The organism is Micromonospora sp. MH99, assembly GCF_021442385.1.
In the GTDB taxonomy this organism is placed as follows: domain Bacteria; phylum Actinomycetota; class Actinomycetes; order Mycobacteriales; family Micromonosporaceae; genus Micromonospora.
The window spans coordinates 1-24,766 of record NZ_MUZA01000079.1 but is presented as its reverse complement, the minus strand read 5'-3'; the positions used below and the strand labels follow the sequence as shown (position 1 = coordinate 24,766).

The window sequence follows — 24,766 nt, the reverse complement described above, 5'->3', positions numbered from 1 at the left end:
CCACGCAGCCGTTCGCCGGCGCGCAGCAGGTGTCCGGGGCGGCGCTGTCGTCCGGGACCGGGCCGGTGTCCGGGCAGCCGGCCGGCGCCACGACGGGGCCGCAGGAGAGCGCCTGGCCGGCACCCGGGCAGAGCTGGCCGGGCAGCGGCACGGCCACCGAGGTCACCTCCACCGCCGGCTGGCCGTCGGCGCCGGTGACCGCAGTGCCCGCCGGTCCGTCGGGTTACCCGGTCTCGGCGACGCCGGGCGGTTACCGTCCACCGTTCGCGCCGCACGGCCCGTACGCCGCGCCGGCACCGGCCGCGTACCCGCCGCCCAAACCACCGAAGCCGCCGAAGCGGCCCCGGGAGCGTTCGCCGCTCGGCGCGGTGACCTTCTCGCTGATCTTCCTGGCCCTCGGCGTCGTCGCCCTGCTCGACCTGCTGGACGTCTTCGCCGTCAGCGCTTCGGCGTACTTCGCGGCCGCGTTGGCGACGATCGGGCTGGGGCTGCTGGTCGGCACCTGGTTCGGTCGGGCCCGCTGGCTGATCGCGCTCGGCCTGGTGACCGCCGCGGCTCTGGGAACCGCCACGGTCGCCGAGTCCTACGACCGCATCCGCGGCGTGGACGGCGCGGTCACCTGGGCGCCCACCGACTACCGCGACCTCGCCGACCGGTACGAGAACAGCTTCGGTGACGCCGTGCTCGACCTGCGGGGCCTCGACTTCTCGAAGCAGGACAGCCAGGTGACCGTCGCGATCAATTTCGGTAAGGCGACAGTTGTCGTACCGCCGAACGTGGACGTCACCACCGTGGCCGACGTCAATGCCGGCGACGCCACCATCTTCGGCAACCGTTCCGGCGGAATCGACGGCCGCCAGCGGGAGTCCACCGACCTGGGCGCGGACGGCCCCGGCGGCGGAAAGCTGCGCCTGTACATCCACGTCAATGCCGGCAACCTGGAGGTGACCCGGTGAAGGCTCACCGTACGGACCTGCTCTCGTTCGCCTTCGGGCTGGTGTTCCTGGCGTTGTCGGCCTGGTGGCTGCTCGCCCAGCTGCTCGGGCTCGCGCTCCCGCCGGTCGGCTGGTTCCTGGCCGGCGCGCTGATCCTGATCGGGATCTTCGGCCTGGTCGGCGCGTTGCGCTCCGGCCGATCCGGCCGCCCGGAGTCGAACGACGTCGCCGACCCGGCCACGATCGCGGCCCCGCAAGCCGGCACGTCGACCTCGGCGTTCGGGCCGGTCACCGCCGTCGAGCCCGGCATGCCGACCTCCGGGGCACCCACCCCGACCTCCGGAGCGGGTGTTCCGGCGTGGACCGCCGAACACTCCACCTGGGACACTCCCCTGCCGCCCGAGGCCCCGACCGTGGCGACGCGGGCACCGGAGGCGCCGACCGCCGAGATGCGTCTGCCGGAGGCCCCGACCGCCGAGATGCGGGCACCGGAGGCGTCGGCGGACGCCATCCACCCGGCCTGGCTGGCCCACGGCGCGTCGGAGCCACCGACGTCGCCGGTCTCCGGCCAGCCGGGTGACGGGAGTGACCAGCCGACCCGGCCCGATCACCTCAGCACGACGACCGGCGACGATCCGGCCGACGAGCGGGAGGGCCGACGGCGGGAATCCTGACCCTGCTGCCCGCCCGCGGCGGCCCGCACCACCTCCACGGCGGTGCGGCCGGCGCGGGCGGGCGCATATGCTGACCGGTGGAGATCTCGCCTCCGCCGGCCGGCCCGTCCCCGCCATGGCGCCCCGCCGCGATTCCCGTCTCTACCCCGTCAGGAGCCCGCCCGACATGACGCAGTCCCCCGCCGTGCGTACCACCGGCCGGTCCGGTCCGGTCCGCATCGGCGAGCGAGCCGCCCGTACCCTCGTCGCCGAGCTGGCCCGGATGAACGACCCGAAGGCCGCCCTGCTGGTCGGCGCGAGCCCGGAGTCCGCGGTGCTGGCCGCGGCCATCGAGGTGTTGCTCCCCGGTGACCAGCTCACCGTGGTGCCCGCCGACTCGTCCGGCACCTCCGTGCTCCGCGAGCACGTCACCGCTCAGGGCCGATGGGTCGCCGACCGTGTCCGGGTGGTCGACTCGCTCGCCGACGCCGAGGCCGCCGCCGTGGTCATCGCCGGCGAGGCGTTCATCGGCACCGCCGAGGAGACTCGGAGCGGCATCGACGGGTTGTCCAAGTACCTGACCGACGGCGGCGTGCTGAGCGTGGCGACGACCGCGACGCCGGGCCGGACGACCGGCGCGGCCACCGAGCTGGCCCGCCACGACGCCCTCTACGGCGTCGGCGGGGACCTGGTGCTGCGAAACACGCCGCCGGTACGCGTCTACCGACTCCGGTTCACCCCGGCCAGCCCGGCCGCGGCCGACCGGTTGGCCCCGGCGTACCGGCCGTCGAGCGTGCCGCTGACCCGGGGAATGCACATCGACTCCAACGGGGTGGCCGCGGCGGGCATCACGCTGGGTCTGGCGGCGCTGGCCCGGGTGGCGCGGCCGTCGAGCAGGTTGTGGCTGCTGCCGGCGCTGGCCGCCGGACCGGTCGCCGCGTTCTTCCGCGATCCCCAGCGGGACGTCCCGGAGGACCCGAACGCCGTGGTGGCCAGCGCGGACGGCAAGGTCCTGTCGGTGCAGCGCCTGCACGACGAGCGCTTCGGCGACGGCGAGTGGCTGCGGGTCGCGGTGTTCCTCTCCGTGCTGGACGTGCACGTCAACCGGGCTCCGGTCGCCGGCAAGGTGGTGGACTACTTCGTCGCCGACGGCGGCTTCGTCAACGCGATGAAGCCGGACGCCGAGCACAACGTCGCCGCGTACACCGTTCTGGACACCAGCCGTGGCACTGTGGTGGTCGCGCAGCGGACCGGCCTGATCGCCCGCCGCATCGTGCAGCGGGCGCCGATCGGCGCGCTGCTGGCCAAGGGGGAGCGCTTCGGGCTCATCCGGTTCGGGTCGCGGACCGACGTCTACCTGCCGGCCGAGGCCGCGGACCCGCTGGTGGGGCCGGGCGACAAGGTGATCGGCGGCTCCACGGTCATCGCCCGCTGGCGCTGACGTCGCGACACGAAAAAGGGGCGCCGCTGTCCGCGGCGCCCCTTTTCGTGTGTCGGATCAGGCGGTACGACGCTGGCGCAGCCAGAGCACCGGGCCGCTGACCAGGTAGCCCACCACGATCAGGGCGAACGTGAGCCGGATGTCGACGAGCGCGCCGACCACCGGGGCCAGCCAGAGCCACGGCGGCAGCTTCACCAGGCGCGCGAGCTTGGCGTACGGGAAGCTGGACACCATCGCGAAGGCGAGCAGCGCCACTCCGGCGACGAGCACCAGGCCGGGCACCGGCAGGCCGATCGCCACGGTCACGGCGAGCACGGCCGCGGCCATGGTGGTGGGGACACCGCAGAAGAAGCGGCCGTCCTTCGGCGAGACGTTGAAGCGGGCCAGCCGGATCGCCGCACACGCCGCGACCAGGGCGCAGGCCACCGCGGCCGCAGCCGTCGACACCGAGCCGGCGAGCGAGGCGTAGACCACCACCGGCGCGGCGAGGCCGAACGAGCACATGTCGGCCAGCGAGTCCATCTGAGCGCCGAACGGGCTGGCCACGCCGAGCCGGCGGGCCAACGCGCCGTCGAGGCCGTCGAAGCCGACGCAGGCGATCAGGCAGAGGGCGGCGATGCGCACCTCACCCTGCATGGCGAGGAAGATGGCCAGCATGCCGAGCATGAGGCTGGCCAGGGTGCAGGCGTTGACCAGACCGAACTTCATCCGGCGGGCGACGGTGCGCTCGCCGGGCAGCAGTGGGATCGACCGGGACGACGCCTCGTCGGCGTGCGCCATCGGCGGCAGCGCCGGGCTGACCGGCATGACCGCCTCGATCTCGGCCCGGTTGACGCCGAGCGACGGGCGGCTGAGCCGGTCCAGGCCGTAACGGCGGCGCTGGCGGTCGGCGTACCGGTGCTCGGGCAGTGTCACGTCGGTGGTCCGCAGGTCGCCGTCACGGCGACCCACCCGGACCAGCAGCACCTGGCGGGCGAACGTGCTGCTGCGGCGCAACGGGCCCGCCCAGCGACGCCCTGCGGGGCGCGGACTGTCAGTCGTACGACGCCGGCGCCATGGGGCTCTCGGCACGTTTCCTCCATCACCGGATCGGCTTGCCGCCGTTTGGGGCGGGTGTCCGGCTGTCTCGTGCCGGACCTTGCGTGGCCCGGCAGCCGTTTTGCGGAGTACACCATCGCATAGGGGAACGTGGCTTGGCGATAGCTGCCGGCGGTACTTATATCTGGTGCAAACCGCGCGAACCGCCTTGTTATTCCCATCCGGGGCTTGATCGCCCGTTTCCTCCACCATTCCCGCCTCCGACTGTACCGGAGGGCCACCATCTCGGCTCGCTGAGCCGGGTGCTATCGACCCAGCTGTCCGATTGCCGAGGCAGCGATACCGGTCAGCGGCAGGTCAGCGGTCTCGGCGATGGTGAACCAGCCCGCCCGGGCGGTCGAGCCACCGGCCGACTCGGTCACCACCGCGTCGGTGGGTACGTCCACCAGGACCCGATAGATCACCCGGACGCCGTGCCAGTCCAGCGGACGCCCCTCCGGGCCGAGCGCGGCCGGGTTGTGCAGGTTGTCCACGCCGAGCAGTTCGACCACCCGGCCCACCTGACCGCCCTCCTCCACCAGCTCACGGAGCAGCCCGGTGGTCGGCTGCTCGCCGTGATCGGTGCCACCGCCGGGCAGGTGCCACTTGCCGGCACCGGGATAGCCGTCCGCGATCTGGGTGAGCAGGATCCGCCCGGCCGGGTCGGTGACCAGCCCGTACGCCCCGAAGCGCAGCCGCCGATCCGGGTGCAGCGGCGGGAGCGGCTCGGCGGACGGGGGCGCGTCGGCGGGGAGCGGGGTGACCGGCAGTCCGAGCAGTTCGGCGCTGAACGGCGTCAACGGCAGCCGGGCCGCGTCCTCCGGGCTGACCCAGCGGGCCTCGATCGTGCCGTCTCCGGTGTCGCCCGACACGTCGCCGTCGACTGTCATCTCGAACAGCAAGCGGTCGGTGTGCAGCGAGACACCGTCCTGCGTGGGAGGGCTGACGTCCGCGACCACGGCCCGCAACCGCCCCACCGACACGGTCAGCCCGGTCTGCTCACCCAGCGTGCGCACGACCGCACGCTCAGGGTGCTCGGCGTGCGCGACCGACCCCCCGGGCAGCGACCAGAGGGCCCCCACCGGCTCCCGAACAACCAGAACCCGCCCGGAAGCCGACAACAGACCATAAACCGCAACCCGCCGCACCAGCTCCACAACCAGCCCCCGCTCCCCCGCACCCGCCCTCCGGCCGGTGATCATGAAGTTATCGCCGTCCATCTCGGCGTGTCCCGACAATAACTTCATGATCGCCGCAAGGAGGGAACCCGGGCGCAGCCCGGGGGGTGGGGGTGGGGGTCAGGTGAGTTGGGCTGCCTGGACTGCTTCTGCCGTCACCTCGGTCAGGCGGTCGGTTCCGAGGGCACCCAGCTCCTCGCGGGCGAACCACCGGGCCTCGCAGGTGGAGCCACCGACGTCGGTGATCGTCGGCGGGTTGGGCTCGTCGACCACGACCCGGTAGAAGGCGCGGACGCCGTGCCAGTCGATCGGGTAACCCTCCGGGCCGAGCGAGGCGGCGTCCCGGTGGCTCGCCACACCCAGCAGCTCGACGAGGCGGCCGGCCTGGCCGGTCTCCTCCACCAACTCCCGGATGAGCGCCGCGCCGGGCTGCTCGCCGTAGTCGGTGCCGCCCCCGGGCAGGTGCCAGCAGCCGGCGCCCGGGTAGCCGTCGGAGATCCGCGTGAGCAGCACCCGGCCGGCCGGGTCGGTGCACACGGCGTACGCGGCGAAGCGCTGCGCCCGGTGCAGCCCGTCCGGGCCGGGCACCGCGTAGAAGGAGGGGAACTCGGGCACCTCGTCGGGCACCACGTCGGCCGAGGAGGCGGGCAGACCGAGGGCACGGGCGGTGAACGAGCGCAGCGGCAACTCGCGGGCCTCGTCGAGCGTGTACCACCGGGCCAGGTCGGTGGGGCGTTCGCCGACCCGGTCGGCGAGGGTGCCGCCACGCACCGCCACCCGGTAGATCAACCGGTCGGTGTGGATGGTGATGCCCCGCTCGGGCAGCGCCCGCATGTCGGCGAGCACGTCGGCCAGGCCCGAGACGGCGACCGAGAGGCCCGTCTCGGCGGCGGTCTCGCGGACGACTGTGTGGTTCGGGTCCTCACCGTGGTCGACCGCCCCGCCAGGCAGCGACCAGGTGCCGGGGGTGCCGGAGCGCTCCGATGCGCGGACCAGCAACACTCGGCCGTCTGAATCAGCACAAACTGCGTATGCCGCGATCCTGCGAAGCGGCTCCAGCAAGGTGGTCACGGGACCAAATTCTCCCCGGATGGCGTTACCGGGACGGAAAAGAGTCGGATTCCTGACTCTTTGCTACCCGCTCAGGGATCGGTCAGGGTAAGGATCCGGGCGGTCACCGAGGGCGGGCCGGGCACCGGCGCGGACCGTGGAGACATGACATCCACCGCCGCTCCCCAGGCCCCGTACAAGCAGCTCCGGCGACCCACCACCGACCGCATGGTGGCGGGGGTCGCCAGCGGCCTCGGCCGCTACTTCAACGTCGACCCCACACTGGTCCGCGTGGCCTTCGCGGTCACCGGCCTGCTCACCGGCGGGCTCGCGCTGTTCGCGTACCCCATCATGTGGTTCCTGATGCCCGAGGAGCCCACCAGCGCGCCCGCCTGGCCGCACCCGGCGGGCGCCGCGCCGCAGCCCACCGCCGGGCCCGCGCCCGGCGGACCGCAGCAGGGGTACGCGCCGACGCCGCCCTACCCGCCGACGACCCCGCCCCACACGCCGCCCGCCGCGTGAGCCGCTGTCACTCCCACTCGATGGTGCCCGGCGGCTTGCTGGTCACGTCCAGGACCACCCGGTTGACCTCGGCGACCTCGTTGGTGATCCGGGTGGAGATCCGGGCCACCACCTCGTAGGGCAGCCGGGACCAGTCGGCGGTCATCGCGTCCTCGCTGGAGACCGGGCGCAGCACCACGGGATGCCCGTAGCTGCGCCCGTCTCCCTGCACGCCGACGCTGCGCACGTCGGCGAGGAGCACCACCGGGAACTGCCAGACACCCCGGTCCAGACCTGCCGCGGTCAACTCCTCGCGGGCGATCAGATCGGCGCGGCGCAGCAGGTCGAGGCGCTCCTGATCGACCGCGCCGATGATCCGGATGGCCAGGCCGGGGCCGGGGAACGGGTGCCGCCAGACCATCGCCTCGGGCAGACCGAGCTGGAGGCCGAGCGCCCGGACCTCGTCCTTGAACAGAGTGCGCAGCGGCTCGACCAGGGCGAACTTCAGGTCCTCGGGCAGGCCGCCGACGTTGTGGTGACTCTTGATGTTGGCGGTGCCGGAGCCGCCGCCGGACTCCACCACGTCCGGGTAGAGGGTGCCCTGGACGAGGAACTCCACGTCGCCGTGCGAGGCGATCTCGCGGGCGGCGGCCTCGAAGACCCGGATGAACTCCCGGCCAATGATCTTGCGCTTCTGCTCCGGATCGGTCACCCCGGCCAGCGCGCCGAGGAACCGGTCGGCGGCGTCGACGACCTTCAGCTTGATGCCGGTGGCCGCCACGTAGTCCTTCTCGACCTGCTCGGCCTCACCCGCACGCAGCAGGCCGTGGTCGACGAACACGCAGGTGAGCTGGTCACCGACCGCCCTGTGCACGAGCGCTGCGGCGACCGCGGAGTCCACCCCGCCGGAGAGGCCGCAGATGACCTCCTTGTCACCGACCTGGGCGCGGATCCGGGCTACCTGCTCGTCGATGATGTTCTCGGGCGTCCAGGTCGGCTCGATGCCGGCGATGTCGTACAGGAAGCGCTGGAGCATCTCCTGGCCGTGCGCCGTGTGCCCGACCTCCGGGTGGAACTGCACGCCGGCCCGACGCCCGGCCACGTCCTCGAAGGCCGCCACCGGGGCGCCCGCCGACTCGGCGGTGACCGTGAAGCCCTCGGGGGCCTCGGTGACGCAGTCGCCGTGGCTCATCCAGACCGGCAGGTCCGCCGGCAGGTCGCGCAGCAGCACGCCCGGCTCGAGGAGGCGGGGGCGCAGCGGCGTGCCGCCGTACTCGCGGTTGCCCGTGTGCGCGACGGTGCCGCCCAGCGCCTGGGCCATCGCCTGGAAGCCGTAGCAGATGCCGAAGAGCGGCACGTCGGTGCTGAACACGCCGGCGTCGATCTGCGGGGCGTCCGGCGCGTACACGCTGGCCGGGCCACCGGAGAGGATGATCGCGGCCGGGTTCTTCGCCAGCATCTCGGCGACCGGCATCGAGTGCGGCACGATCTCGGAGTAGACCTTCGCCTCGCGGACCCGGCGCGCGATGAGCTGGGCGTACTGGGCTCCGAAGTCCACCACGAGGACAGGGCGAGGCAGGCTCATGTGCACAAAGCCTACCGACAGTCACCGCCGCCCTGAGCCGCGCCCCACGCACTCGGCGCGGCGCGTCGCCGACCTCATCCGGTACGACCCACAACGTCCCGCGGGACCGCACCGGCACCACGCGCGGCGATACCGTGCTCGGCGACCCGCGCGCGGACCGGACGGAGGCACGCCGATGACCGAGGTGACCGTACGACAGTTCCGTCCCGAGGACGGCGAGGCGCTGTCGGCCCTGGTCGTCCGCTGTCTTCGCGAGGTGAACAGCCGCGACTACCCGGCCGAGCTGATCGATGAGATGTGCGCCCACTTCACCGCCGACCGGTTCCGCGAGCTCGGCGTCGAGCGTCGGATCTACGTCGCCGAAGAGGACGGGCGGCCGGTCGGCACGGTGTCCCGCGACGGCAACAAGGTCTACACCATGTTCGTCGACGCGGACGCGCACGGTCGCGGCGTCGGCCGCCGGTTGATGCGACACGTCGAGGAGCTGGCGCGCGCCGAGGGGCACAAGTTCATGGAGACCGGCGCCAGCCTCACCGGGCACGGCTTCTACCGGCGGATCGGCTACACCGACGTACGGGTCAGCGACACCGTGTTCGGCATCAACCACATCCTGCGCCGACCGCTGTCAGGGGCGTAGCGCGGCCGGGGCGTCGGCCGGCACCGCCGGCTGCCGGGGCGCCACCGCGTCGAGTCGCCGGTACGGATCCCCGAGCGCTGGGCGGGGGTCCTCCTCGCCCCGGTTCGGCCAGAAGGACATCGCCCGTTCCGCCTGCGCGGTGATCGTCAGAGACGGGTTGACGCCCAGGTTCGCCGACACCGCCGCGCCGTCCACGACGTGCAGCCCCGGATGGCCGTACACCCGGTGCCAGGGGTCGATCACCCCGTCTGCCTCGGTGGCACCGATCACCGCCCCGCCCAGGATGTGCGCGGTGATCGGAATGTCGAACGGCTCGGTGAGCGAGCCGCCGGGCGTGCCGCCGATCTCCTCGGCGAGCAGCCGGGTGGCGGCGTTGCCGGCGGGGATCCAGGTCGGGCTCGGGGTGCCGTGACCGGGCCCGGTGACCAGCCGGCGACCGAACACGCCGCGCCGCCAGCGGGTGGACAGCGAGTTGTCCACCGACTGCATCACCAGGGCGATCACCGTCCGCTCCGACCAGCCGCGCACGGAGAGCATCCGGGCGGCCAGCCCCGGCTGCCGGACGATGCTGCCCAGCCAGCGCCGAACGCGGTGCGGGCCGCCGTCGACAAGCAGCGACTGGAGCAGCCCCATCGCGTTGGAGCCGCGCCCGTAGCGGACCGGCTCGATGTGGGTCTGCGGGTCGGGGTGGAACGAGCTGGTGATCGCCACCCCCTCGGTGAAGTCGGTCCGCCGCTGCCGGGCCTCCTGTCTTGAGATCGACGCGCCCAGGATCGCCTCCGAGTTGGTCCGGGTCAGCTCACCCAGGCGGGGTGAGAGCCGGGGCAGGGCGCCATCGGTCTTCATGCCGTGCAGCAGCCGTTGGGTGCCCAGCGCCCCGGCGGCGAAGACCACCTGGTCGGCGTGGATCACCTGCCGCCGTCGGCGCAGCCAGGCGCCGGTGCGCTCGGTGTGCACCTCGTACCCGCCGTCGGCGGCCGGACGGACGGCGGTCACAGTGGTCAGCGGGTGGACTGTGACGCCCAGCCGCTCGGCGAGCCACAGGTAGTTCTTGACCAGCGTGTTCTTGGCCCCGTGCCGGCAGCCGGTCATGCACGAGCCGCAGTGCAGGCAGCCGGTGCGCTCCGGACCGACGCCACCGAAGTACGGGTCGGCGACACGCTCGCCGGGGCGGCCGATGTGCACGCCGACGGGGGTGGCGTGGAAGGTGTGGCCCACCCCCATCCGGTCGGCCACCGCCCGCATGGCGCGGTCCGCGCCGGTGTCCATCGGGTACGTGGTGACGCCGAGCATCCGCTTCGCCTGGTCGAAGTGGCGGGCCAGTTCGTCGCGCCAGTCGGTGATGTCCCGCCACTGCGGGTCGGTGTAGAACGCCGGCAGCGGCTCGTAGAGGGTGTTGGCGTAGACCAGCGAGCCGCCGCCCACTCCCGCGCCGGAGAGCACGAGCACGCCGCCGCCGGATCGCCGCTCGGCGGGGCGGAGCAGGGTGAGCCGCTGGATGCCGTAGCAGCCCAGCTTCGGCGCCCAGAGGAACCGGCGGGCCCGCCAGGACGTCTGCGGGAACTCGTCGTCGGCGAAGCGGCGGCCGGCCTCCAGGACGCCTACCGAGTAACCCTTTTCGGCCAGGCGCAGCGCCGTGACGCTGCCGCCGAAGCCGGACCCGATGACGACCACGTCGTACCGCATGAAGGCATCATTACTCGTCAGTAGCGCTCGCGCCAGCGCCCGTTTTCGCGCGATCATGCACCGGCCGACCGACCCGGCGCCTTCCGGCCGCAACCCGGAGCACCTGTCGGAGCGTTGTGCCGGATACGGGTGGAAGGAAAACACGATGAACCTGGGGTCGATGGAGCCGCGGCGACGGTGGCTGGTGCTCGGGCTGGCCGCCCTCGCCGTCGTCGCGCTGATCGCTGGCGGCACGGTGGTGATCACCCGGCTGACCGGGGGCGACTCGCCCGCCGGCACTCCGGTGGCCGGCTCGCCGAGCCCGTCGCCGGTCGGCACGCCCACGGCCACGCCCAGCCCGACCGGCCCGCCTCCGGGCGCGAACATCACCGGCCCGCTGACGCTCTTGCTCGTCGGGGTGGACACCCGGGTCAGCGTGCCCGGCTGGGAACCGCACTCCGACGCCGTGCTGGTGCTGCACGTGCCGAAGGGGCTGGGCCGGGCGTACCTCTTCTCGCTCCCCCGCGACCTGCTGGTGGACATCCCGGCGTTTCCGAAGGCCGGCTACAAGGGTGGCAAGACCAAGCTCACCCACTCGATGAGCTTCGGCAGCCGGGTGCCGGGCAAACCCAAGCAGCCGAGCACCGCCCAGGGGTACGAGCTGCTGCGCAGCACGGTCAGCGGCTACACCGGCCTGCGGATCGACGCCGGGGCGGTGCTCACCTTCACCGGGTTCGACCGGCTGGTGAACGCCCTCGGCGGGGTGGACATCTACGTCGACCAGCGGGTCGCCTCGCTGCACCGCAAGCCCGACGGCAAGTACCGGGACAGCGCCCCCGGCGGGTACACCGGGCCGCAGCAGGTCTACGAAAAGGGCGAGCGGCACCTCAACGGGTGGCAGGCGCTGGACTACGCGCGGCAGCGCTACATCACCGGCGGCGACTACGCCCGCCAGCGCCACCAGCAGCAGCTCGTCCGCGCACTGACCCGCAAGATCCTCGATGAGGGCCTGGCCCGGCAGCCGGAGCGCGTCGACCAGGTGGTCGCCGCGCTGGGCGACACCCTGATCTACGTGGGCGGCAACCGGATCGTCGACCTGGCGTACGCGCTCAGCGGGGTGCCGGAGAACAAGTTCGTGCTGGTCGGCCTGCCCGGCGCGGGTGTCGGCAAGGGCAGCGCCTACCGGGGCGAACAACTCACCAGCGAGGGCCGGACGTTCATCACCGAACTCCGGGCCGGCCGCGCGGACGCGTACCTCGCGGCCCACCCCAAGCTGGTCGTCAAGACCTGACCCCGCCCGCCCCAACCCCGCGATCTTGCACTTTCGGTCGCCGATTGCGCCGCACTCGCCCCTTTCTCCGGGGCAGAAAGTGCAAGATCGCGGGGAGTGGGGGGTGGGGGTCAGAGCTTCTTGGGCTGGGCGGGCTTCTTGGTGCCGTTGAGCCACGCCTCGAACAGGGCGTCGAGCTGCTTGCCGGAGATGCGCTCGGCGAGGGCCACGAACTCGGCGGTGGTCGCGGTCCCGTTGCGCTTCTCCGCCGCCCAGGTCTTGACGATCTGGAAGAACGCCTTGTCACCGACGGCCACCCGCAGCGCGTGCAGGGTCATCCCGCCACGCTGGTAGACCGACTCGCTGAACAGGTCCTTCATCCCCGGCTTGCCCGGCGGGGTCTTCCACACCGCAGCCGGGACCCGCTCGTAGCGGATGTCGAACGCCTGCTTGGCGGTGTACTGCTTGGTGTGCTCGGCCCACAGCCACTCCGCGTACGTCGCGAAGCCCTCGTTGAGCCAGATGTCCTCCCACTTGGCCAGCGCCACGCTGTCGCCGAACCACTGGTGGGCCAGCTCGTGGGCGACCACCTCGGTGTTCTCGCCACGCTTGAAGAAGCCGGCGGAGTAGACCGGGCGGCTCTGCGTCTCCAGCGCGTACGAGATGCGGCTGTCCGAGACGACCACGCCGCCGTACGCGTCGAACGGATACGGCCCGAAGACGCTCTCCAGGTAGTCGGCCACCTTGACGGTCTGCGCGATCGACGCGTCCGACGCGCCCTTGGCCACCTTCGTGGTGACGGCGCTGTAGACCGGCTTGCCCTTGTGCTGGCCCGTGGTGATCCGGAACTTGCCGATCACCACGGTGCTCAGGTAGCTGGCCATGGGCGACTTCTCCGACCACTTCCAGGTGGTCCAGCCGTCCTTGGTGGTGTTGCCGCCCGGCACGCCGTTGCTGACGGCGGTGACGCCCTGCGGGACGGTGATCTCGAAGTCGTACGCGGCCTTGTCGGACGGGTGGTCGTTGACCGGGAACCAGGTGCTCGCCGACTCCGGCTGGCCCAGCGCGATCGCGCCGTCGGCGGTGTGCAGGAACCCGCCCTCGCCGAGCACCTCGTTCTTCAGCGGCTTCGGCACGCCCTCGTACACGATCTCCGCGACGAACCCGTTGCCCGTGATCAGGCCGGCCGCCGGCTTGATGACCAGCTCGTTCTTCTCCCGGCTGTGGGTGGCCGGCGTGCCGTCCACGGTGACCGTCTTGACTGTCAGACCGGCCAGGTCGAGGTTGAACGTCGACAGGTCCGCCGTCGCCGTGGCCTGCACCGTCGTCGTACCGGTCAGCTGGTCCTTCGCCGGGTCGTAGCGCACCTTCACGGTGTACTTCCCGACGTCGTACCCGCCGTTGCCGTAGGTCGGGAAGTACGCGTCGCCGACCCCGGCCGCCCCGGCGGTGAAGGTCCGCGACGGCGTCGGGGACGCGCTCGGCGTCGGGGCCGCGGCCTCCTTGGTGGACGAGTCGCATCCGGACAGCACGAGCGCCCCGGTCACCAGCAGACCGGCACCCACCCGCAGCCTGCGCCGCGTTCCCCGCATCACGAACCCTCCCCGTACGCCCGGTGCGGGGGGCCTCGCCACCCCGCGCGACCGGCGCTCCTGCCCGATCGCAGGCGGCAGCCTATCGACAGATGATCACGGGGCCGTCACGGCAGGGTCGGCGCCGCTCCGCCCACCAGCCACGCGTCGAAGAGCGGCCGAAGCTGCCGGCCGGCCACCCGCTCGGCCAGCGCCACGAAGTCCGAGGTGGTGGCGGTGCCGGACGCCCGCTCCGTGGTCCAGGTGCGCAGGATGCGGAAGAAGATGTCGTCACCGACCGTCCGGCGCAGCGCGTGCACGGCGAGCGCGCCACGCTTGTAGACGGCGGTGCCGAACATCCGCTCCCGTCCCGGCTCGACCGACGGCTGGGACCAGTCGGTCGACGCGTACTGCATCTCGAAGTTGCGCTGCGCGGTCCGGCCGCCGTCGCGCTCCTCCCACAGCCACTCGGCGTAGCTGGCGAAGCCCTCGTTGAGCCAGATGTCGCTCCACCGGTGCAGGGACACGCTGTCGCCGAACCACTGGTGGGCCAGCTCGTGCGCCACCACGCCGGGGTTGGGACGGTCGTCGGTGAAGAAGGCGGGCCCGTAGACCGGCCGCGACTGGGTCTCCAACGCGTACCCGACCCGGTCGTCGGCGACCACGATCCCGCCGTACGCGTCGAACGGGTACGGGCCGAAACGGCTGGCCAGAAAGTCGACGATCTCGCCGGTGCGGGCCAGTGAACCGGCAGCCCCACCGTTCGCCGGCAGGCTCGCCGCCACGGCGGTGACCAGCGGACGCCCCGCGTGCTCGCCGGTGACCACCCGATAGTTTCCGATCACGAGGGTGCTCAGGTAGCTCGCCATCGGGGTGCGCTCCGACCAGCGCCAGGTGGTCCACCCGTCGGCGCTGCTCCTGGGCCCGGGCACCCCGTTGCTCAACGCGGACAGGCCGTCCGGGACGGTCACCGCGATGTCGTAGCTGGCCTTGTCCGACGGGTGGTCGTTGACCGGGAACCAGGTGGCCGCGGAGTCGGGCTGGCCGAGAGCTATCGCCCCGTCGTCGGTGTGCAGGAAGCCGCCGCTGCCCAGCTCACCATCGGTCACGGCGGTCGGCACCCCCGCGTAGTCGACCACCACGGTGAAGGCCCGGCCGCGCGCAAGCCGGTCGCGCGGGGTCACCACCAGCTCGCCGTCATCGCGGCGGTGCTCGGCGCGCTCGTCGGCGACGGTGACCGCGCCGACGTTCAGGCCGACCAGGTCCAGGTTGAACCGGGACAGATCCTGGGTGGCAGTCGCCGTGATCGTCGCCCGACCGGTGAGCCGGTCGGTCTTCGGGTCGTAGCGGACGTCCAGCCCGTAGTGCGTGACGTCGTAGCCGCCGTTGCCACGGCCCGGCACGTACGGGTCGCCGATGTCCGCGGCCCCGGGTCGGAACCCGCCGTCGTCGTCGCCCGTGCAGGCGGCGGTCAGCGTGACGGCGCAGCTCAGCGCCGTGAGGGCGGCGGCCAGCCGGCGGCGGGACGGTGAGCGTCCGCTCAGGACCATGCACGACTCCTTCTCCGCCATCCCCGGTCAGGAACGAGCGTAGCCAGCAACATGTCGTCCGATGGCCGTATCGAGGGCGACAGCCCTACCGGCAGACGACGGAAGGCCGGCTCCGCGCGATCGCGGGCCGGCCTTCCAGCGTCGAATCGTCAGCGGTCGAGGACCAGACCGACCTTCTGGAACTCCTTGAGGTCGCGGTAGCCGCACTTGGCCATCGCCCGGCGCAGCCCGCCGAACAGGTTGAGCTGACCGTCGGCCTCGTCCGCCGGGCCGAAGAGCAGCTGCTCCATCGACCCGAGCGGCTCACCGGCGACCTCGAACGCGCCGCGGGGCAGCGACGGGTGGCTGGCCGCCGAGTGCCACCAGGCGCCGCCGGCGGGCGCCTCGTCGCAGAGCGACAACGGCTCGCCGAGCATCACCGCGTCCGCGCCACAGCCGAGGGCCTTGGCGATGTCACCGGAGGTCTGGATGTCGCCGTCGGCGATCAGGTGCACGTACCGGCCGCCGGTCTCGTCGAGGTAGTCCCGACGGGCCGCCGCGGCGTCGGCGATCGCGGTGGCCATCGGCACCCGGATGCCCAGCACCGACTCGGTCGTCGACCAGTCGTCGCCGCCGATGCCCACGATCACGCCGGCCGCGCCGGTGCGCATCAGGTGCAGCGCCGTCTTGTAGTCGGTGCAACCGCCGACGATGACCGGCAGGTCGAGGTCGGCGATGAACTCCTTGAGGTTCAGCGGCTCGTCGGTAGTCGACACGTGCTCGGCCGACACGATGGTGCCCTGGATGACCAGGATGTCCACGCCGGCGTCCAGGATGACCGGGGCCAGCGCCAGGGTGTGCTGCGGGGACACCCGCACCGCCACCGTGCCGCCGCCGGCGCGCAGCTCGCGGACCCGCTCGGCGATCAGATCCGGGCGGATCGGCTCGGCGTACACCTCCTGGAGCCGCTTGGTGGCGCGGGCGTCCTCGTCGAGGCCGGCCAACTCCTCCAGCACCTTCGTCGGGTTCTCGTAGCGGGTCCACAGCCCCTCGACGTTGAGCACGCCGAGACCGCCGAGCTGACCGAGCCGGACCGCCGAGGACGGGCTCATCGTGGCGTCCGAGGGGTGCCCGACACAGGGAATGCCGAACGGGTACGCGTCGAGCTGCCACGCGGTCGAGACGTCGTCGACGTCCCGGGTCCGGCGGCTCGGCACGATGGCGATGTCGTCCAGGTGGTAACCGCGCTGCGCGGTCTTGCCCAGCCCGATCTCGACCACGTCACGCATGGGGGACTCCAGGTTGTTGGGGGATGGTCAGCGGGAGTGGTAGTTGGGCGCCTCGACGGTCATCTGGATGTCGTGCGGGTGGCTCTCCTTGAGCCCCGCCGCCGTGATCCGGATCAGCTGGCCACGCCGGTGCAGCTCGGGGATGCTCTCCGCGCCGACGTACCCCATCGCGGCCCGCAGCCCGCCGGTGAGCTGGTGGGCGACCGCGGACAGCGGGCCCCGGTAGGGCACCTGCCCCTCGACACCCTCGGGGACCAGCTTGTCCTCGGCGAGCACGTCCTGCTGGAAGTACCGGTCCTTCGAGTACGACTTGGCCTGCCCCCGGGACTGCATCGCGCCGAGCGAGCCCATCCCGCGGTACGCCTTGTACTGCTTGCCGTTGATGAAGATCAGCTCGCCGGGGCTCTCCTCGCAGCCGGCCAGCAGGCTGCCGAGCATCACCGTGTCGGCGCCGGCAACCAGGGCCTTGGCGATGTCGCCCGAATACTGGATGCCGCCGTCGCCGATCACCGGGACGCCGGCCGGGCGGGCGGCACGGGCCGCCTCCATGATCGCGGTGATCTGCGGGACGCCGACTCCGGCGACGATCCGGGTCGTGCAGATCGCGCCGGGGCCGACACCCACCTTGATCCCGTCGGCGCCGGCCTCGACCAGCGCCCGCGCACCTGCGTACGTGGCCACGTTGCCGCCCACGATGTCGATCGTGACGTCCTTCTTGAGCCGGCGGACCATGTCCAGCACGGCCCGCTGGTGCCCGTGCGCCGTGTCCACGATCAGCACGTCGACGCCGGCGTCGACGAGCGTGCGGGCCCGCTTGTACGAGTCCTCGCCGACACCGACGGCGGCGGCCACGCGCAGCCGGCCCGCGTCGTCCTTGGTGGCGTTCGGGTACTGCTCGCTCTTGGTGAAGTCCTTCACGGTGATCAGCCCGCGCAGCCGACCCGAGTCGTCCACGATCGGCAGCTTCTCGACCTTGTGGCGACGCAGCAGCGCCAGCGCGTCGTCCTTGCTCACGCCGACCGTGGCGGTGACCAGCGGCGTCCGGGTCATGATCTCGTGGACCGGGGTCTCCGGTTCGGAGACGAAACGCATGTCGCGGTTGGTGACGATGCCGACCAGCTGACCCTCGCCGTCCACCACCGGCACACCCGAGATGCGGTAGCGCCCGCACAGCTCGTCGACCTCGCGCAGGGTGTCGTCCGGGCTGGCCGTCACCGGGTTGGTGATCATGCCGGACTCGGAGCGCTTGACCAGGTCGACCTGGAGGGCCTGGTCCTCCACGCTCAGGTTGCGGTGCAGCACGCCGATGCCACCCTGGCGGGCCATGGCGATCGCCATCCGCGCCTCGGTGACCGTGTCCATGGCGCTGGAGAGCAGCGGAACGGTCAGTTCGATGCCGCGGGTGAGCTTCGTCCGGGTGTTGACCCGGCTGGGGACGACGTCCGACTCGCCCGGCTGGAGCAGCACGTCATCGAAGGTGAGCCCGAGCGGAACGACCCGGGCCGAGCCGGCGGGCAGCTCGGGCAGGTGGCCGCCCAGGTCGGCGTGCTCGACGCCGGCCGGAAGATCGGTGCTGGGCGAATTTTCCACGATTGCTCCCCTGAGCTGCTCGGATGGGCTTCAGCGAGGTGGCGCGGGCGGGCACCGGAACACGCCACGGTGCCGGCACGTCGTCCTATCGTACCCAGTGACCTGGGCGACCTCCGTCGGCGGCGGCCGCGTCGGCACCGTGCCGGGGGGCGGACGTTCGCGCCGCGTTGGGTCTACGGTGAGGGGGTGCACGACGAGCCCATCGACCCGTTCAACGGCGACCCGGCCGACCCGACCGCGGGCCTGGACGATCCGGGCGACGACGCGACGCCGGATCCGCTGACCGACGTCGAGCGGCAGGATGTGCTGGAGGACCTCGCCGACCTGGAGATCTACCAGGCCCTGCTGGCGCCTATCGGGGTGCGCGGGCTGGTCATCGAATGCGAGGACTGCCGGGAACCGCACTACTTCGACTGGGACCTGCTGCGGGGCAACCTGCGGCACCTGCTCAACTCGGGGCGGCCCCGGGTGCACGAGCCGGCCTACGACCCGGACCCGGACCACTACGTGACCTGGGACTACGCCCGTGGGTACGCCGACGGGGTGCACGACACCCTGACCGAGGGCACCGAGGACGAACCGGGCACCGCCACCACGGCCGACTGATCGCTGGCTGACCCCGGTGCGTGGGTCAGGAGACCAGGCCGGCGCGGAAACCGGCGGCGACCGCGTGGGCACGGTCCCGGGCGCCGAGCTTGCGGAACAGCCGTCGCGCGTGTGTCTTGACGGTGTCCTCGGACACGAACAGCTCCCGGCCGATCTCCGCGTTGCTCTTGCCCTCGGCCATGCCGAGCAGCACCTGGAGTTCCCGTTCGGTGAGCCCGATCGCCGCCCGGTTGGGGCGGGCGCTCGGGGCGGGCCGGTTCGGGTCGGTCTGGCCGGCTGCCGACCCGTCGGTCGCCGATTCGACCTCGTCGTCACCCCGCTGCACCGGCACCGACGGCATGCCCGGCGACCCGTCGCCGGGCGCGGCCGTCCAGCCGGGTTCGGCGGAGCCGCGCACCGATGGCGCGGAGCGGCCCGAGCCGCCGACCGCCGCGGTGTCCCGCGCCGGGTCGGTGACCCGCTGCCGGGAGGCCCGGCCGGGCGCGGTGAGCAGCAGCAGGGCCTTGGCGACCGCGCTGGTCAGGTCATGGTCGGCGTTCTGGATGAGACCCCGGGCGCCGGCGCTGATGGTGGCGGCGGCGGCCTCGGACTCCTCGGCGCCGAGCAGCAGGACCGCTGCCTGCGGCGCGCGGGCCAGCACCCGACGGACGAAGCCCGCGCTGTCCGGCCGGGTGAGAGCCGTGTCGGCCAGGACCACGTCGGCTGGCCGCTCGGCGAGTCGCAGCATCACCTCGGGATCGGAGACGGCGGTACGGACGATCGCGGACAACCCCAGCCGGGCGGCAGCAGAAGTGAGGTGCTGAGCCGCGAGCGGTGTCCGAACGCACACAAGAACGGTACGCACTGTGGTGGTCTCCTCTCCGCACACGAGCAGACCATGACGGCGTCGGCTGGGGAGGGGGTTCCCGGCAATCATCTGAACTTTTCCGACAGATGGGGCAAAAGCCGCAAGTTGTCAGACGTTTTGGATCACACACGTGTGAGCCGACGACAGCCCGGGTACCGGGAGGTCCAGGCCGGGAACGGTGCGCCTGCGCGGCCCGCCGCCCGGAAGCCGGCCACAAGAATTCTCGCGGTGCCGCGCGGGAGGAGGGGTGCTGATGTCGAACGTACGTAGACTGCCCGGACCCATCGTCGATCTCTGGGACTGGCAGCGGCTCGGTGCCTGCCGGGGTCGGGACAGCGCCCAGTTCTTCCACCCGGACGGGGAGCGGGGCTCCTCCCGGCTGCGCAGAGAGTCCGCCGCCAAGTCGGTCTGCCGCGCCTGCCCGGTCCGCGCCGAGTGCGCCGCGCACGCCCTGTCGGTCCGCGAGCCGTACGGCGTCTGGGGCGGCTTCAGCGAGTCGGAGCGGCTGCGCCTGCTCGCCGTCGGCTGGGAGGACCTGGCCGACCGGCGGCAGATCCGGGTCGACGTCGCCCGCCTGGAGGCGCGACTGGGCCGCCCGCACAAGTCGACGGTCCCGGCCCAGCGCAACGTCGCCTGACCCGACACACCAGCACTCTCCGAAACCGCGCTCCCGATGGGGAGCGCGGTTTCGCGTCACGACACCACGACCGCGAGGCAACTTCTGGCGGACGGCGGACGGCGGACCAGCGCCGCCGCTCGCTCCGCCGCCATGCCAGGCCCACGCAGCCGTGCAGGTGCGCTGGACGTTTTCGCTCTGCCCACCCACCGGTAGGCCTGCCGTCCTTGCTCTGCCGGTGCGATGCCGGCGGTATGCCTGCGGTCCTTTGCTCTGCCGGTGCGATGCCGGCGGTATGCCTGTGGTTCTTTGCTCTGCCGGCGGTATGCCGGTGCTCTGCCTGCGGTCCTTTGCTCTGCTTCAGCGGAGGAAACACCCCCTGTCCGAATAACGGACACGGCGTGTTTCCTGGGTTGAAGCAGAGCAAAGGAAGAACGAGGGTGCAGGTCCTCCGTCGGCCGCCGACGGGCTCAGCGCGCGGCCCCGACCGGCTCAGTGCACGGCGCGAGCCAGATCAGCGGACGTTGACGGGGACTGTGTGCCAGCCGGTGGCGCCGTCCGGGGCGACGCTCTGCGTACGCTCGGTCTGGGTTTCGCCTGTCGCGTCGGTTGCCCGGACCTGGAGCCGGTGGTCGCCAGGCGTGGCGTCCCAGCGCCAGGACCACTGCACCCAGGTGTCCACCGACACAGTCGGGGCCAGCTCCGCCTCCTGCCAGGGGCCGTCGTCGACGCGTACCTCGACCCGGCTGATGCCCCGGTGCTGCGCCCAGGCCACACCGGCCACCGTCACCGGACCGGCGGTCAACCGGTTGCGCCGACGCGGGGCGTCGATGCGCGACTGGGTCTTGATCGGGCCCTGGGCGGACCAACCGCGCGGCACCCAGTACGCGTCGAAGTCGGCGAACCGGGTCAGCTCCAGCTCGGTCACCCACTTGCAGGCCGACACGTAGCCGTAGAGGCCCGGCACCACCATCCGGACCGGGAACCCGTGCTCGACCGGCAACGGCTCGCCGTTCATGCCGATCGCCAGCAGCGCGTCCCGTCCGTCGCGGAGCGCTGCGGTGGGGGTGCCACAGGTCCAACCGTCGACCGAGCGGCCGACGACCTGGTCGGCGTCCTGCTCCGGCTGCACCTCGTCCAGCAGTTCCCGCAGGGGTACGCCCAGCCAGCGGGCGTTGCCGATCAGATCGCCACCGACCTCGTTCGAGACGCAGGCCAGCGTGACGTACCGCTCGACCAACGGCCGGGCCAGCAGATCGGCGTAGCTGTAGGTGCGCTCGGTGCCCACCCGGCCGTGGATGCGCAGCCGCCAGGTGTCCGGGTTCACCTGCGGCACCACCAGGGCGGTGTCGATCCGGTAGAACCCGGAATTCGGGCTGACGTACGGCGCGAGCTGGGCCAGCGACAGGTCCGCGCCCGCCGGCACCGCCGGTGCGGGGGCGATCGGCGCGGGCAGCCGGATCGCGTCCCGGGCGGCGGACACACCGCGCCGCCCGGACAGCCAGCGCCCGCCGAGACCGGCCACGGCGGCCGTGCCGAGCAGCACGCCGGTGCCGGTCAGGAACCGTCGGCGCGACTCCGGATCGACCGGCGCGGCCGGCGCGGCGGGGGTCACCGGGATCGGCGGCGCGGCGGGGGTCACCGGCACCGGCGGGCCCTCAGTCGGCCCGGCGGGCGACACCGGCGGCGGGGTTGCCGAGCGGGGGTCGGTGGGTGGGGCCCAGGGCCAGGGGTCCAGCTCGAACGGGCCGGCGATGAACAGCCAGAGCACCAGGGCGCCGAGAGCGCCACCGACCAACGACGGCAGGGCGTCGAAGACGTCCGCGCCGGAGCGGGTCAGCGCGGCGGCCACACCGACGACGCCGAACGCCGCGATGCCGGCCAGGCCCAGGGCCAGCCGGCGGACCGCCAGCATCCCGAGCAGCGCGGCGAAGGCACCCAGCAGCAGTGCCGTTCCGGTCAGCAGGGCGATCTTGTCGGCGGTGCCGAAGACGTCGATGGCGAACTGCTTGAGCGGCTCGGGGACGGCGTCGACCACCACCCCGCCGACCGCGACCAGTGGCGCCGACCGGGGGCCGGTCAGCACCGCCACCGGCTCCGCGATCCCGATCGCGACGGCGGCGGCGGTCACTCCGGCCAGCGCGGCGTACCGCCGCGACGTGGTGCTCATCGGCCCAGTGTGCGCGTTCGTCTCGCCGGGTCGCCAACCACGTCAGCGCTTGGTAATGATCGCGGAGACGAACCGGGGCACACCGCCGTACGACGGTGTGCCCCGCAACGGGTGTCGCTACCGGATCAGAAGCCCGGGCCGTGCTGGTGGCCGTGGCCGTGGCCACCGGCGGCGGCCGGCTCGGCCTGCTCCGGCTTCTCCACCACGAGGCTCTCGGTGGTGAGCAGCAGACCGGCGATCGAGGCGGCGTTGGTGACCGCGTTGCGGGTCACCTTCACCGGGTCGATGATGCCGGACTTGGCCAGGTCGACGTACTCGCCCTTGGCGGCGTCGAGGCCGTTGCCCCACTCCATGCCGGCGACCTTCTGCGTCACGACGTAACCGTCGTGACCGGCGTTCTGCGCGATCCAGCGCAGCGGCTCGACCAGCGACTTGCGCACGATCGAGACGCCGACCTTCTCGTCACCGGTGAAGCCCAGGTCGTCGTCGAGCACCGGAAGGATCTGCACCAGGGCGGCGCCGCCGCCGGGCACGGTGCCCTCCTCGACCGCGGCCTTGGTCGCCGCGATGGCGTCCTCGATGCGGTGCTTGCGCTCCTTCATCTCGACCTCGGTCGCCGCACCCACCTTGATCACGGCGATGCCGCCGGAGAGCTTCGCCAGCCGCTCGGCCAGCTTCTCCCGGTCCCAGTCGGAGTCGGAGGCCTCGATCTCCTTGCGGATCTGCGAGACCCGGTCGTCGACATCGGCCTTCTGGCCGCCGCCGTCGACGATCGTGGTGTTCTCCTTGTCGACCACGACGCGCCGGGCGCTGCCGAGCACCTCCAGGCCGACCTGGTCGAGCTTGTAGCCCAGCTCCGGGGCGACCAGCTCGGCGCCGGTGGAGATCGCGATGTCCTGGAGCATGGCCTTGCGCCGGTCGCCGAAGCCCGGGGCCTTGACCGCGCAGACCTTGAGGGTCTTGCGCAGCGAGTTGACCACCAGGGTGGAGAGCGCCTGACCGTCCACGTCCTCGGCGATGATCAGCAGGGGCTTGCTGTTCTGCAGGACCTTCTCCAGCAGCGGCAGCAGCTCCTCGATCGCCGAGATCTTCTGGGTGGTGACCAGGATGTACGCGTCCTCCAGGACGGACTCCTGACCCTCCAGGTCGGTGACGAAGTTCGGCGAGATGAAGCCCTTGTCGAACTGGAGACCCTCGGTCACTTCCAGCTCGGTGGTGAGCATCGAGCCCTCCTCGACGGTGATGACACCGTCGCGGCCGACCCGCTCCATCGCCTCGGCGATCAGCTCGCCGATGGTGGCGTCCTGCGCGGAGATCGTCGCCACGTTCGCGATCGACTCCTTGCCGGCGACCTCGACGGCCCGGCCGAGCAGCGCCTCGGAGACCTTGGCGGCCGCCGCGTCGATGCCCCGCTTGAGGCCGGCCGGGTTGGTCCCGGCGGTCACGTTGCGCAGGCCCTCGCGGACCATCGCCTGCGCCAGCACGGTCGCGGTGGTGGTCCCGTCGCCGGCGACGTCGTTGGTCTTGGTCGCCACCTCCTTGACCAGCTGCGCGCCGAGGTTCTCGTAGGGGTTGGTGAGCTCGATCTCCTTGGCGATGGTCACACCATCGTTGGTGATCGTCGGCGCACCGAATTTCTTGTCCAGGACGACGTTGCGCCCGCGCGGGCCGAGGGTGACCTTGACCGCGTCTGCGAGGGCGTTGACACCGTGCTCCAGCAGGTGCCGGGCGTCGTCCGAGAAGCTCAGGATCTTCGCCATGAATGTCCCTTCGAAGCGACGCTGCCCCGGCCCGGCGAGCCGGACCGGGGCAGCGACACTGATCGGTTGCTTACTTCTCGATGACCGCGAGGACGTCGCGGGCGGAGAGCACCAGGTACTCCTCGCCGGCGTACTTGACCTCGGTGCCGCCGTACTTCGAGTAGAGGACGGTGTCGCCGACCTGCACGTCAACCGGAACCCGGTTGCCGTTGTCGTCGACGCGCCCCGGGCCGACAGCGAGGACGGTGCCCTCCTGCGGCTTCTCCTTGGCGGTGTCGGGGATCACGATGCCCGACGCCGTGGTGGTCTCAGCCTCGTTCGCCTGGACCACGATGCGGTCCTCGAGCGGCTTGATCGCAACCTTGGTCGCGGTAGTCACGGGCATACCCTCCTGGGGTACTGGTTTCGTTGCCGGCCAGCGGGGCTGACCAGCGTCAATCTGCCTCATGCCACCGGGCGGGGCCGTCGTCGCGGGTGCCGGTCCGCCTGGCGTGCGCACCCGGGTCGCGAGACCCGGAAGCTGGCACCCTCAGGGTGAGAGTGCTAATCGCAGGTTATTCCGTGGCTAGCACTCCGTCAAGGAGAGTGCCAGCGAGTCGCGCCCCGCCAGCCGGTATTTCCGCCTCGGCCGAGACAATGGCCGGGTGGATCTCGAACAGCTGGCGGCACTGCGTACCCCTGAGGGGTCGGCCGCGCTCACGGCGGCGGCCGGGCTGGCCGTGCTGGACAACTGCGAGCACGTCCTCGACGCGGTGGCGGGCGTCGTCGCCGACCTGCTCGCGGTGACCTCCCCGGA

At 72.2% G+C, this 24,766-nt stretch carries 20 protein-coding genes and 1 pseudogene; 8 read left to right on the top strand and 13 right to left on the bottom strand.

Translation table 11 applies throughout. From position 1 onward, the window contains the following. From B0E54_RS28130 to B0E54_RS28120, 3 genes and pseudogenes are all read left to right on the top strand, one after another. Positions 1–956: LiaF domain-containing protein (locus tag B0E54_RS28130; protein WP_234589334.1), on the top strand; the 956-nt coding region annotated here is incomplete at its 5' end. Next, positions 953–1,222: pseudogene (locus B0E54_RS32855) on the top strand (hypothetical protein); the annotation flags it as partial. The gene B0E54_RS28130 and the pseudogene B0E54_RS32855, both read left to right, overlap by 4 nt. A 553-nt stretch (positions 1,223–1,775) precedes the next feature. After that, positions 1,776–3,029, top strand: a complete 1,254-nt coding sequence (locus B0E54_RS28120) for a phosphatidylserine decarboxylase (RefSeq protein WP_234589332.1) — start codon at positions 1,776–1,778, stop codon at positions 3,027–3,029. Positions 3,030–3,086: 57 nt separating this feature from the next. Here the strand turns inward: B0E54_RS28120 and B0E54_RS28115 are convergent, their stop codons facing one another. The 3 genes from B0E54_RS28115 to B0E54_RS28105 all read right to left on the bottom strand — a co-directional run bounded on the left by B0E54_RS28115 (position 3,087) and on the right by B0E54_RS28105 (position 6,355). Next, positions 3,087–4,025, bottom strand: a complete 939-nt coding sequence (locus B0E54_RS28115; protein ID WP_234589336.1) for a phosphatidylcholine/phosphatidylserine synthase — start codon at positions 4,023–4,025, stop codon at positions 3,087–3,089. A 347-nt stretch (positions 4,026–4,372) separates the two neighbouring features. Next, positions 4,373–5,308 (bottom strand): NUDIX domain-containing protein, encoded by a 936-nt coding sequence (locus B0E54_RS28110; RefSeq protein ID WP_255787797.1) that lies wholly within the window; start codon positions 5,306–5,308, stop codon positions 4,373–4,375. Between the two features lie 96 nt (positions 5,309–5,404). Beyond that, complete coding sequence (locus B0E54_RS28105; protein ID WP_234589329.1) at positions 5,405–6,355, bottom strand: NUDIX hydrolase; 951 nt, start codon at positions 6,353–6,355, stop codon at positions 5,405–5,407. A gap of 144 nt (positions 6,356–6,499) precedes the next feature. On the opposite strand from B0E54_RS28105, the gene B0E54_RS28100 reads away from it, so the two are divergent. Next, a complete protein-coding gene (locus B0E54_RS28100) occupies positions 6,500–6,856 on the top strand; it encodes a PspC domain-containing protein (RefSeq protein WP_234589327.1) in 357 nt (118 codons plus the stop codon). A gap of 7 nt (positions 6,857–6,863) precedes the next feature. Here the strand turns inward: B0E54_RS28100 and guaA are convergent, their stop codons facing one another. Continuing rightward, on the bottom strand, positions 6,864–8,420 hold the full coding sequence (gene guaA, locus B0E54_RS28095) for a glutamine-hydrolyzing GMP synthase (RefSeq protein ID WP_234589325.1): 1,557 nt from the start codon (positions 8,418–8,420) through the stop codon (positions 6,864–6,866). A 175-nt stretch (positions 8,421–8,595) separates the two neighbouring features. Between guaA and B0E54_RS28090 the strand changes: the two genes are divergently transcribed. Continuing rightward, positions 8,596–9,057 (top strand): GNAT family N-acetyltransferase, encoded by a 462-nt coding sequence (locus B0E54_RS28090; RefSeq protein WP_234589322.1) that lies wholly within the window; start codon positions 8,596–8,598, stop codon positions 9,055–9,057. Here the strand turns inward: B0E54_RS28090 and B0E54_RS28085 are convergent. Next, positions 9,046–10,743, bottom strand: coding sequence for an FAD-dependent oxidoreductase (locus tag B0E54_RS28085; RefSeq protein WP_234589320.1), 1,698 nt, complete (start codon positions 10,741–10,743; stop codon positions 9,046–9,048). The genes B0E54_RS28090 and B0E54_RS28085 overlap by 12 nt on opposite strands. Before the next feature lie 145 nt (positions 10,744–10,888). On the opposite strand from B0E54_RS28085, the gene B0E54_RS28080 reads away from it, so the two are divergent. Then, positions 10,889–12,013 (top strand): LCP family protein, encoded by a 1,125-nt coding sequence (locus B0E54_RS28080; RefSeq protein ID WP_234589318.1) that lies wholly within the window; start codon positions 10,889–10,891, stop codon positions 12,011–12,013. Between the two features lie 110 nt (positions 12,014–12,123). Here B0E54_RS28080 and B0E54_RS28075 read toward each other — a convergent pair whose 3' ends face one another. From B0E54_RS28075 to guaB, 4 genes are all read right to left on the bottom strand, one after another. Then, positions 12,124–13,584, bottom strand: coding sequence for a M1 family metallopeptidase (locus tag B0E54_RS28075; protein WP_234589316.1), 1,461 nt, complete (start codon positions 13,582–13,584; stop codon positions 12,124–12,126). A 107-nt stretch (positions 13,585–13,691) separates the two neighbouring features. Next, a complete protein-coding gene (locus B0E54_RS28070; protein ID WP_234589314.1) occupies positions 13,692–15,113 on the bottom strand; it encodes a M1 family metallopeptidase in 1,422 nt (473 codons plus the stop codon). A gap of 149 nt (positions 15,114–15,262) precedes the next feature. Beyond that, on the bottom strand, positions 15,263–16,381 hold the full coding sequence (locus tag B0E54_RS28065; RefSeq protein ID WP_234589311.1) for a GuaB3 family IMP dehydrogenase-related protein: 1,119 nt from the start codon (positions 16,379–16,381) through the stop codon (positions 15,263–15,265). A gap of 27 nt (positions 16,382–16,408) precedes the next feature. Continuing rightward, positions 16,409–17,971, bottom strand: a complete 1,563-nt coding sequence (guaB, locus tag B0E54_RS28060; RefSeq protein ID WP_234589309.1) for an IMP dehydrogenase — start codon at positions 17,969–17,971, stop codon at positions 16,409–16,411. Positions 17,972–18,157: 186 nt separating this feature from the next. Here guaB and B0E54_RS28055 point away from each other — a divergent pair, with 186 nt between their 5' ends. After that, positions 18,158–18,577, top strand: coding sequence for a DUF5319 domain-containing protein (locus tag B0E54_RS28055; protein ID WP_234589304.1), 420 nt, complete (start codon positions 18,158–18,160; stop codon positions 18,575–18,577). A 25-nt stretch (positions 18,578–18,602) separates the two neighbouring features. On the opposite strand, the gene B0E54_RS28050 is transcribed toward B0E54_RS28055, so the two are convergent. Further along, positions 18,603–19,421: a response regulator transcription factor gene (locus B0E54_RS28050; RefSeq protein WP_234589303.1), complete on the bottom strand. Its 819-nt coding sequence runs from the start codon at positions 19,419–19,421 to the stop codon at positions 18,603–18,605. A gap of 256 nt (positions 19,422–19,677) precedes the next feature. Here B0E54_RS28050 and B0E54_RS28045 point away from each other — a divergent pair, with 256 nt between their 5' ends. Continuing rightward, complete coding sequence (locus B0E54_RS28045; RefSeq protein WP_234589302.1) at positions 19,678–20,061, top strand: WhiB family transcriptional regulator; 384 nt, start codon at positions 19,678–19,680, stop codon at positions 20,059–20,061. A gap of 493 nt (positions 20,062–20,554) precedes the next feature. Here the strand turns inward: B0E54_RS28045 and B0E54_RS28040 are convergent, their stop codons facing one another. From B0E54_RS28040 to groES, 3 genes are all read right to left on the bottom strand, one after another. Beyond that, positions 20,555–22,210 (bottom strand): molybdopterin-dependent oxidoreductase, encoded by a 1,656-nt coding sequence (locus B0E54_RS28040; protein WP_234589301.1) that lies wholly within the window; start codon positions 22,208–22,210, stop codon positions 20,555–20,557. A 125-nt stretch (positions 22,211–22,335) separates the two neighbouring features. Continuing rightward, on the bottom strand, positions 22,336–23,970 hold the full coding sequence (groL, locus tag B0E54_RS28035) for a chaperonin GroEL (RefSeq protein ID WP_234589300.1): 1,635 nt from the start codon (positions 23,968–23,970) through the stop codon (positions 22,336–22,338). A gap of 70 nt (positions 23,971–24,040) precedes the next feature. After that, positions 24,041–24,355: a co-chaperone GroES gene (groES, locus tag B0E54_RS28030; RefSeq protein ID WP_030330046.1), complete on the bottom strand. Its 315-nt coding sequence runs from the start codon at positions 24,353–24,355 to the stop codon at positions 24,041–24,043. Between the last annotated feature and the right edge of the window lie 411 nt (positions 24,356–24,766).

Excerpts from the sequence above, each read along its gene's own strand:
- B0E54_RS28110 (WP_255787797.1), bottom strand. The coding sequence starts at position 5,308 with ATGATCACCGGCCGGAGGGCGGGTGCGGGGGAGCGGGGGCTGGTTGTG.
- B0E54_RS28085 (WP_234589320.1), bottom strand. The coding sequence starts at position 10,743 with ATGCGGTACGACGTGGTCGTCATCGGGTCCGGCTTCGGCGGCAGCGTC.
- B0E54_RS28045 (WP_234589302.1), top strand. The coding sequence starts at position 19,678 with ATGTCGAACGTACGTAGACTGCCCGGACCCATCGTCGATCTCTGGGAC.
- groES (WP_030330046.1), bottom strand. The coding sequence starts at position 24,355 with ATGCCCGTGACTACCGCGACCAAGGTTGCGATCAAGCCGCTCGAGGAC.
- B0E54_RS28080 (WP_234589318.1), top strand. The coding sequence starts at position 10,889 with ATGAACCTGGGGTCGATGGAGCCGCGGCGACGGTGGCTGGTGCTCGGG.
- B0E54_RS28070 (WP_234589314.1), bottom strand. The coding sequence starts at position 15,113 with ATGGTCCTGAGCGGACGCTCACCGTCCCGCCGCCGGCTGGCCGCCGCC.
- B0E54_RS28075 (WP_234589316.1), bottom strand. The coding sequence starts at position 13,584 with ATGCGGGGAACGCGGCGCAGGCTGCGGGTGGGTGCCGGTCTGCTGGTG.
- B0E54_RS28065 (WP_234589311.1), bottom strand. The coding sequence starts at position 16,381 with ATGCGTGACGTGGTCGAGATCGGGCTGGGCAAGACCGCGCAGCGCGGT.
- groL (WP_234589300.1), bottom strand. The coding sequence starts at position 23,970 with ATGGCGAAGATCCTGAGCTTCTCGGACGACGCCCGGCACCTGCTGGAG.
- B0E54_RS28120 (WP_234589332.1), top strand. The coding sequence starts at position 1,776 with ATGACGCAGTCCCCCGCCGTGCGTACCACCGGCCGGTCCGGTCCGGTC.
- B0E54_RS28040 (WP_234589301.1), bottom strand. The coding sequence starts at position 22,210 with ATGAGCACCACGTCGCGGCGGTACGCCGCGCTGGCCGGAGTGACCGCC.
- guaA (WP_234589325.1), bottom strand. The coding sequence starts at position 8,420 with ATGAGCCTGCCTCGCCCTGTCCTCGTGGTGGACTTCGGAGCCCAGTAC.
- B0E54_RS28100 (WP_234589327.1), top strand. The coding sequence starts at position 6,500 with ATGACATCCACCGCCGCTCCCCAGGCCCCGTACAAGCAGCTCCGGCGA.
- B0E54_RS28090 (WP_234589322.1), top strand. The coding sequence starts at position 8,596 with ATGACCGAGGTGACCGTACGACAGTTCCGTCCCGAGGACGGCGAGGCG.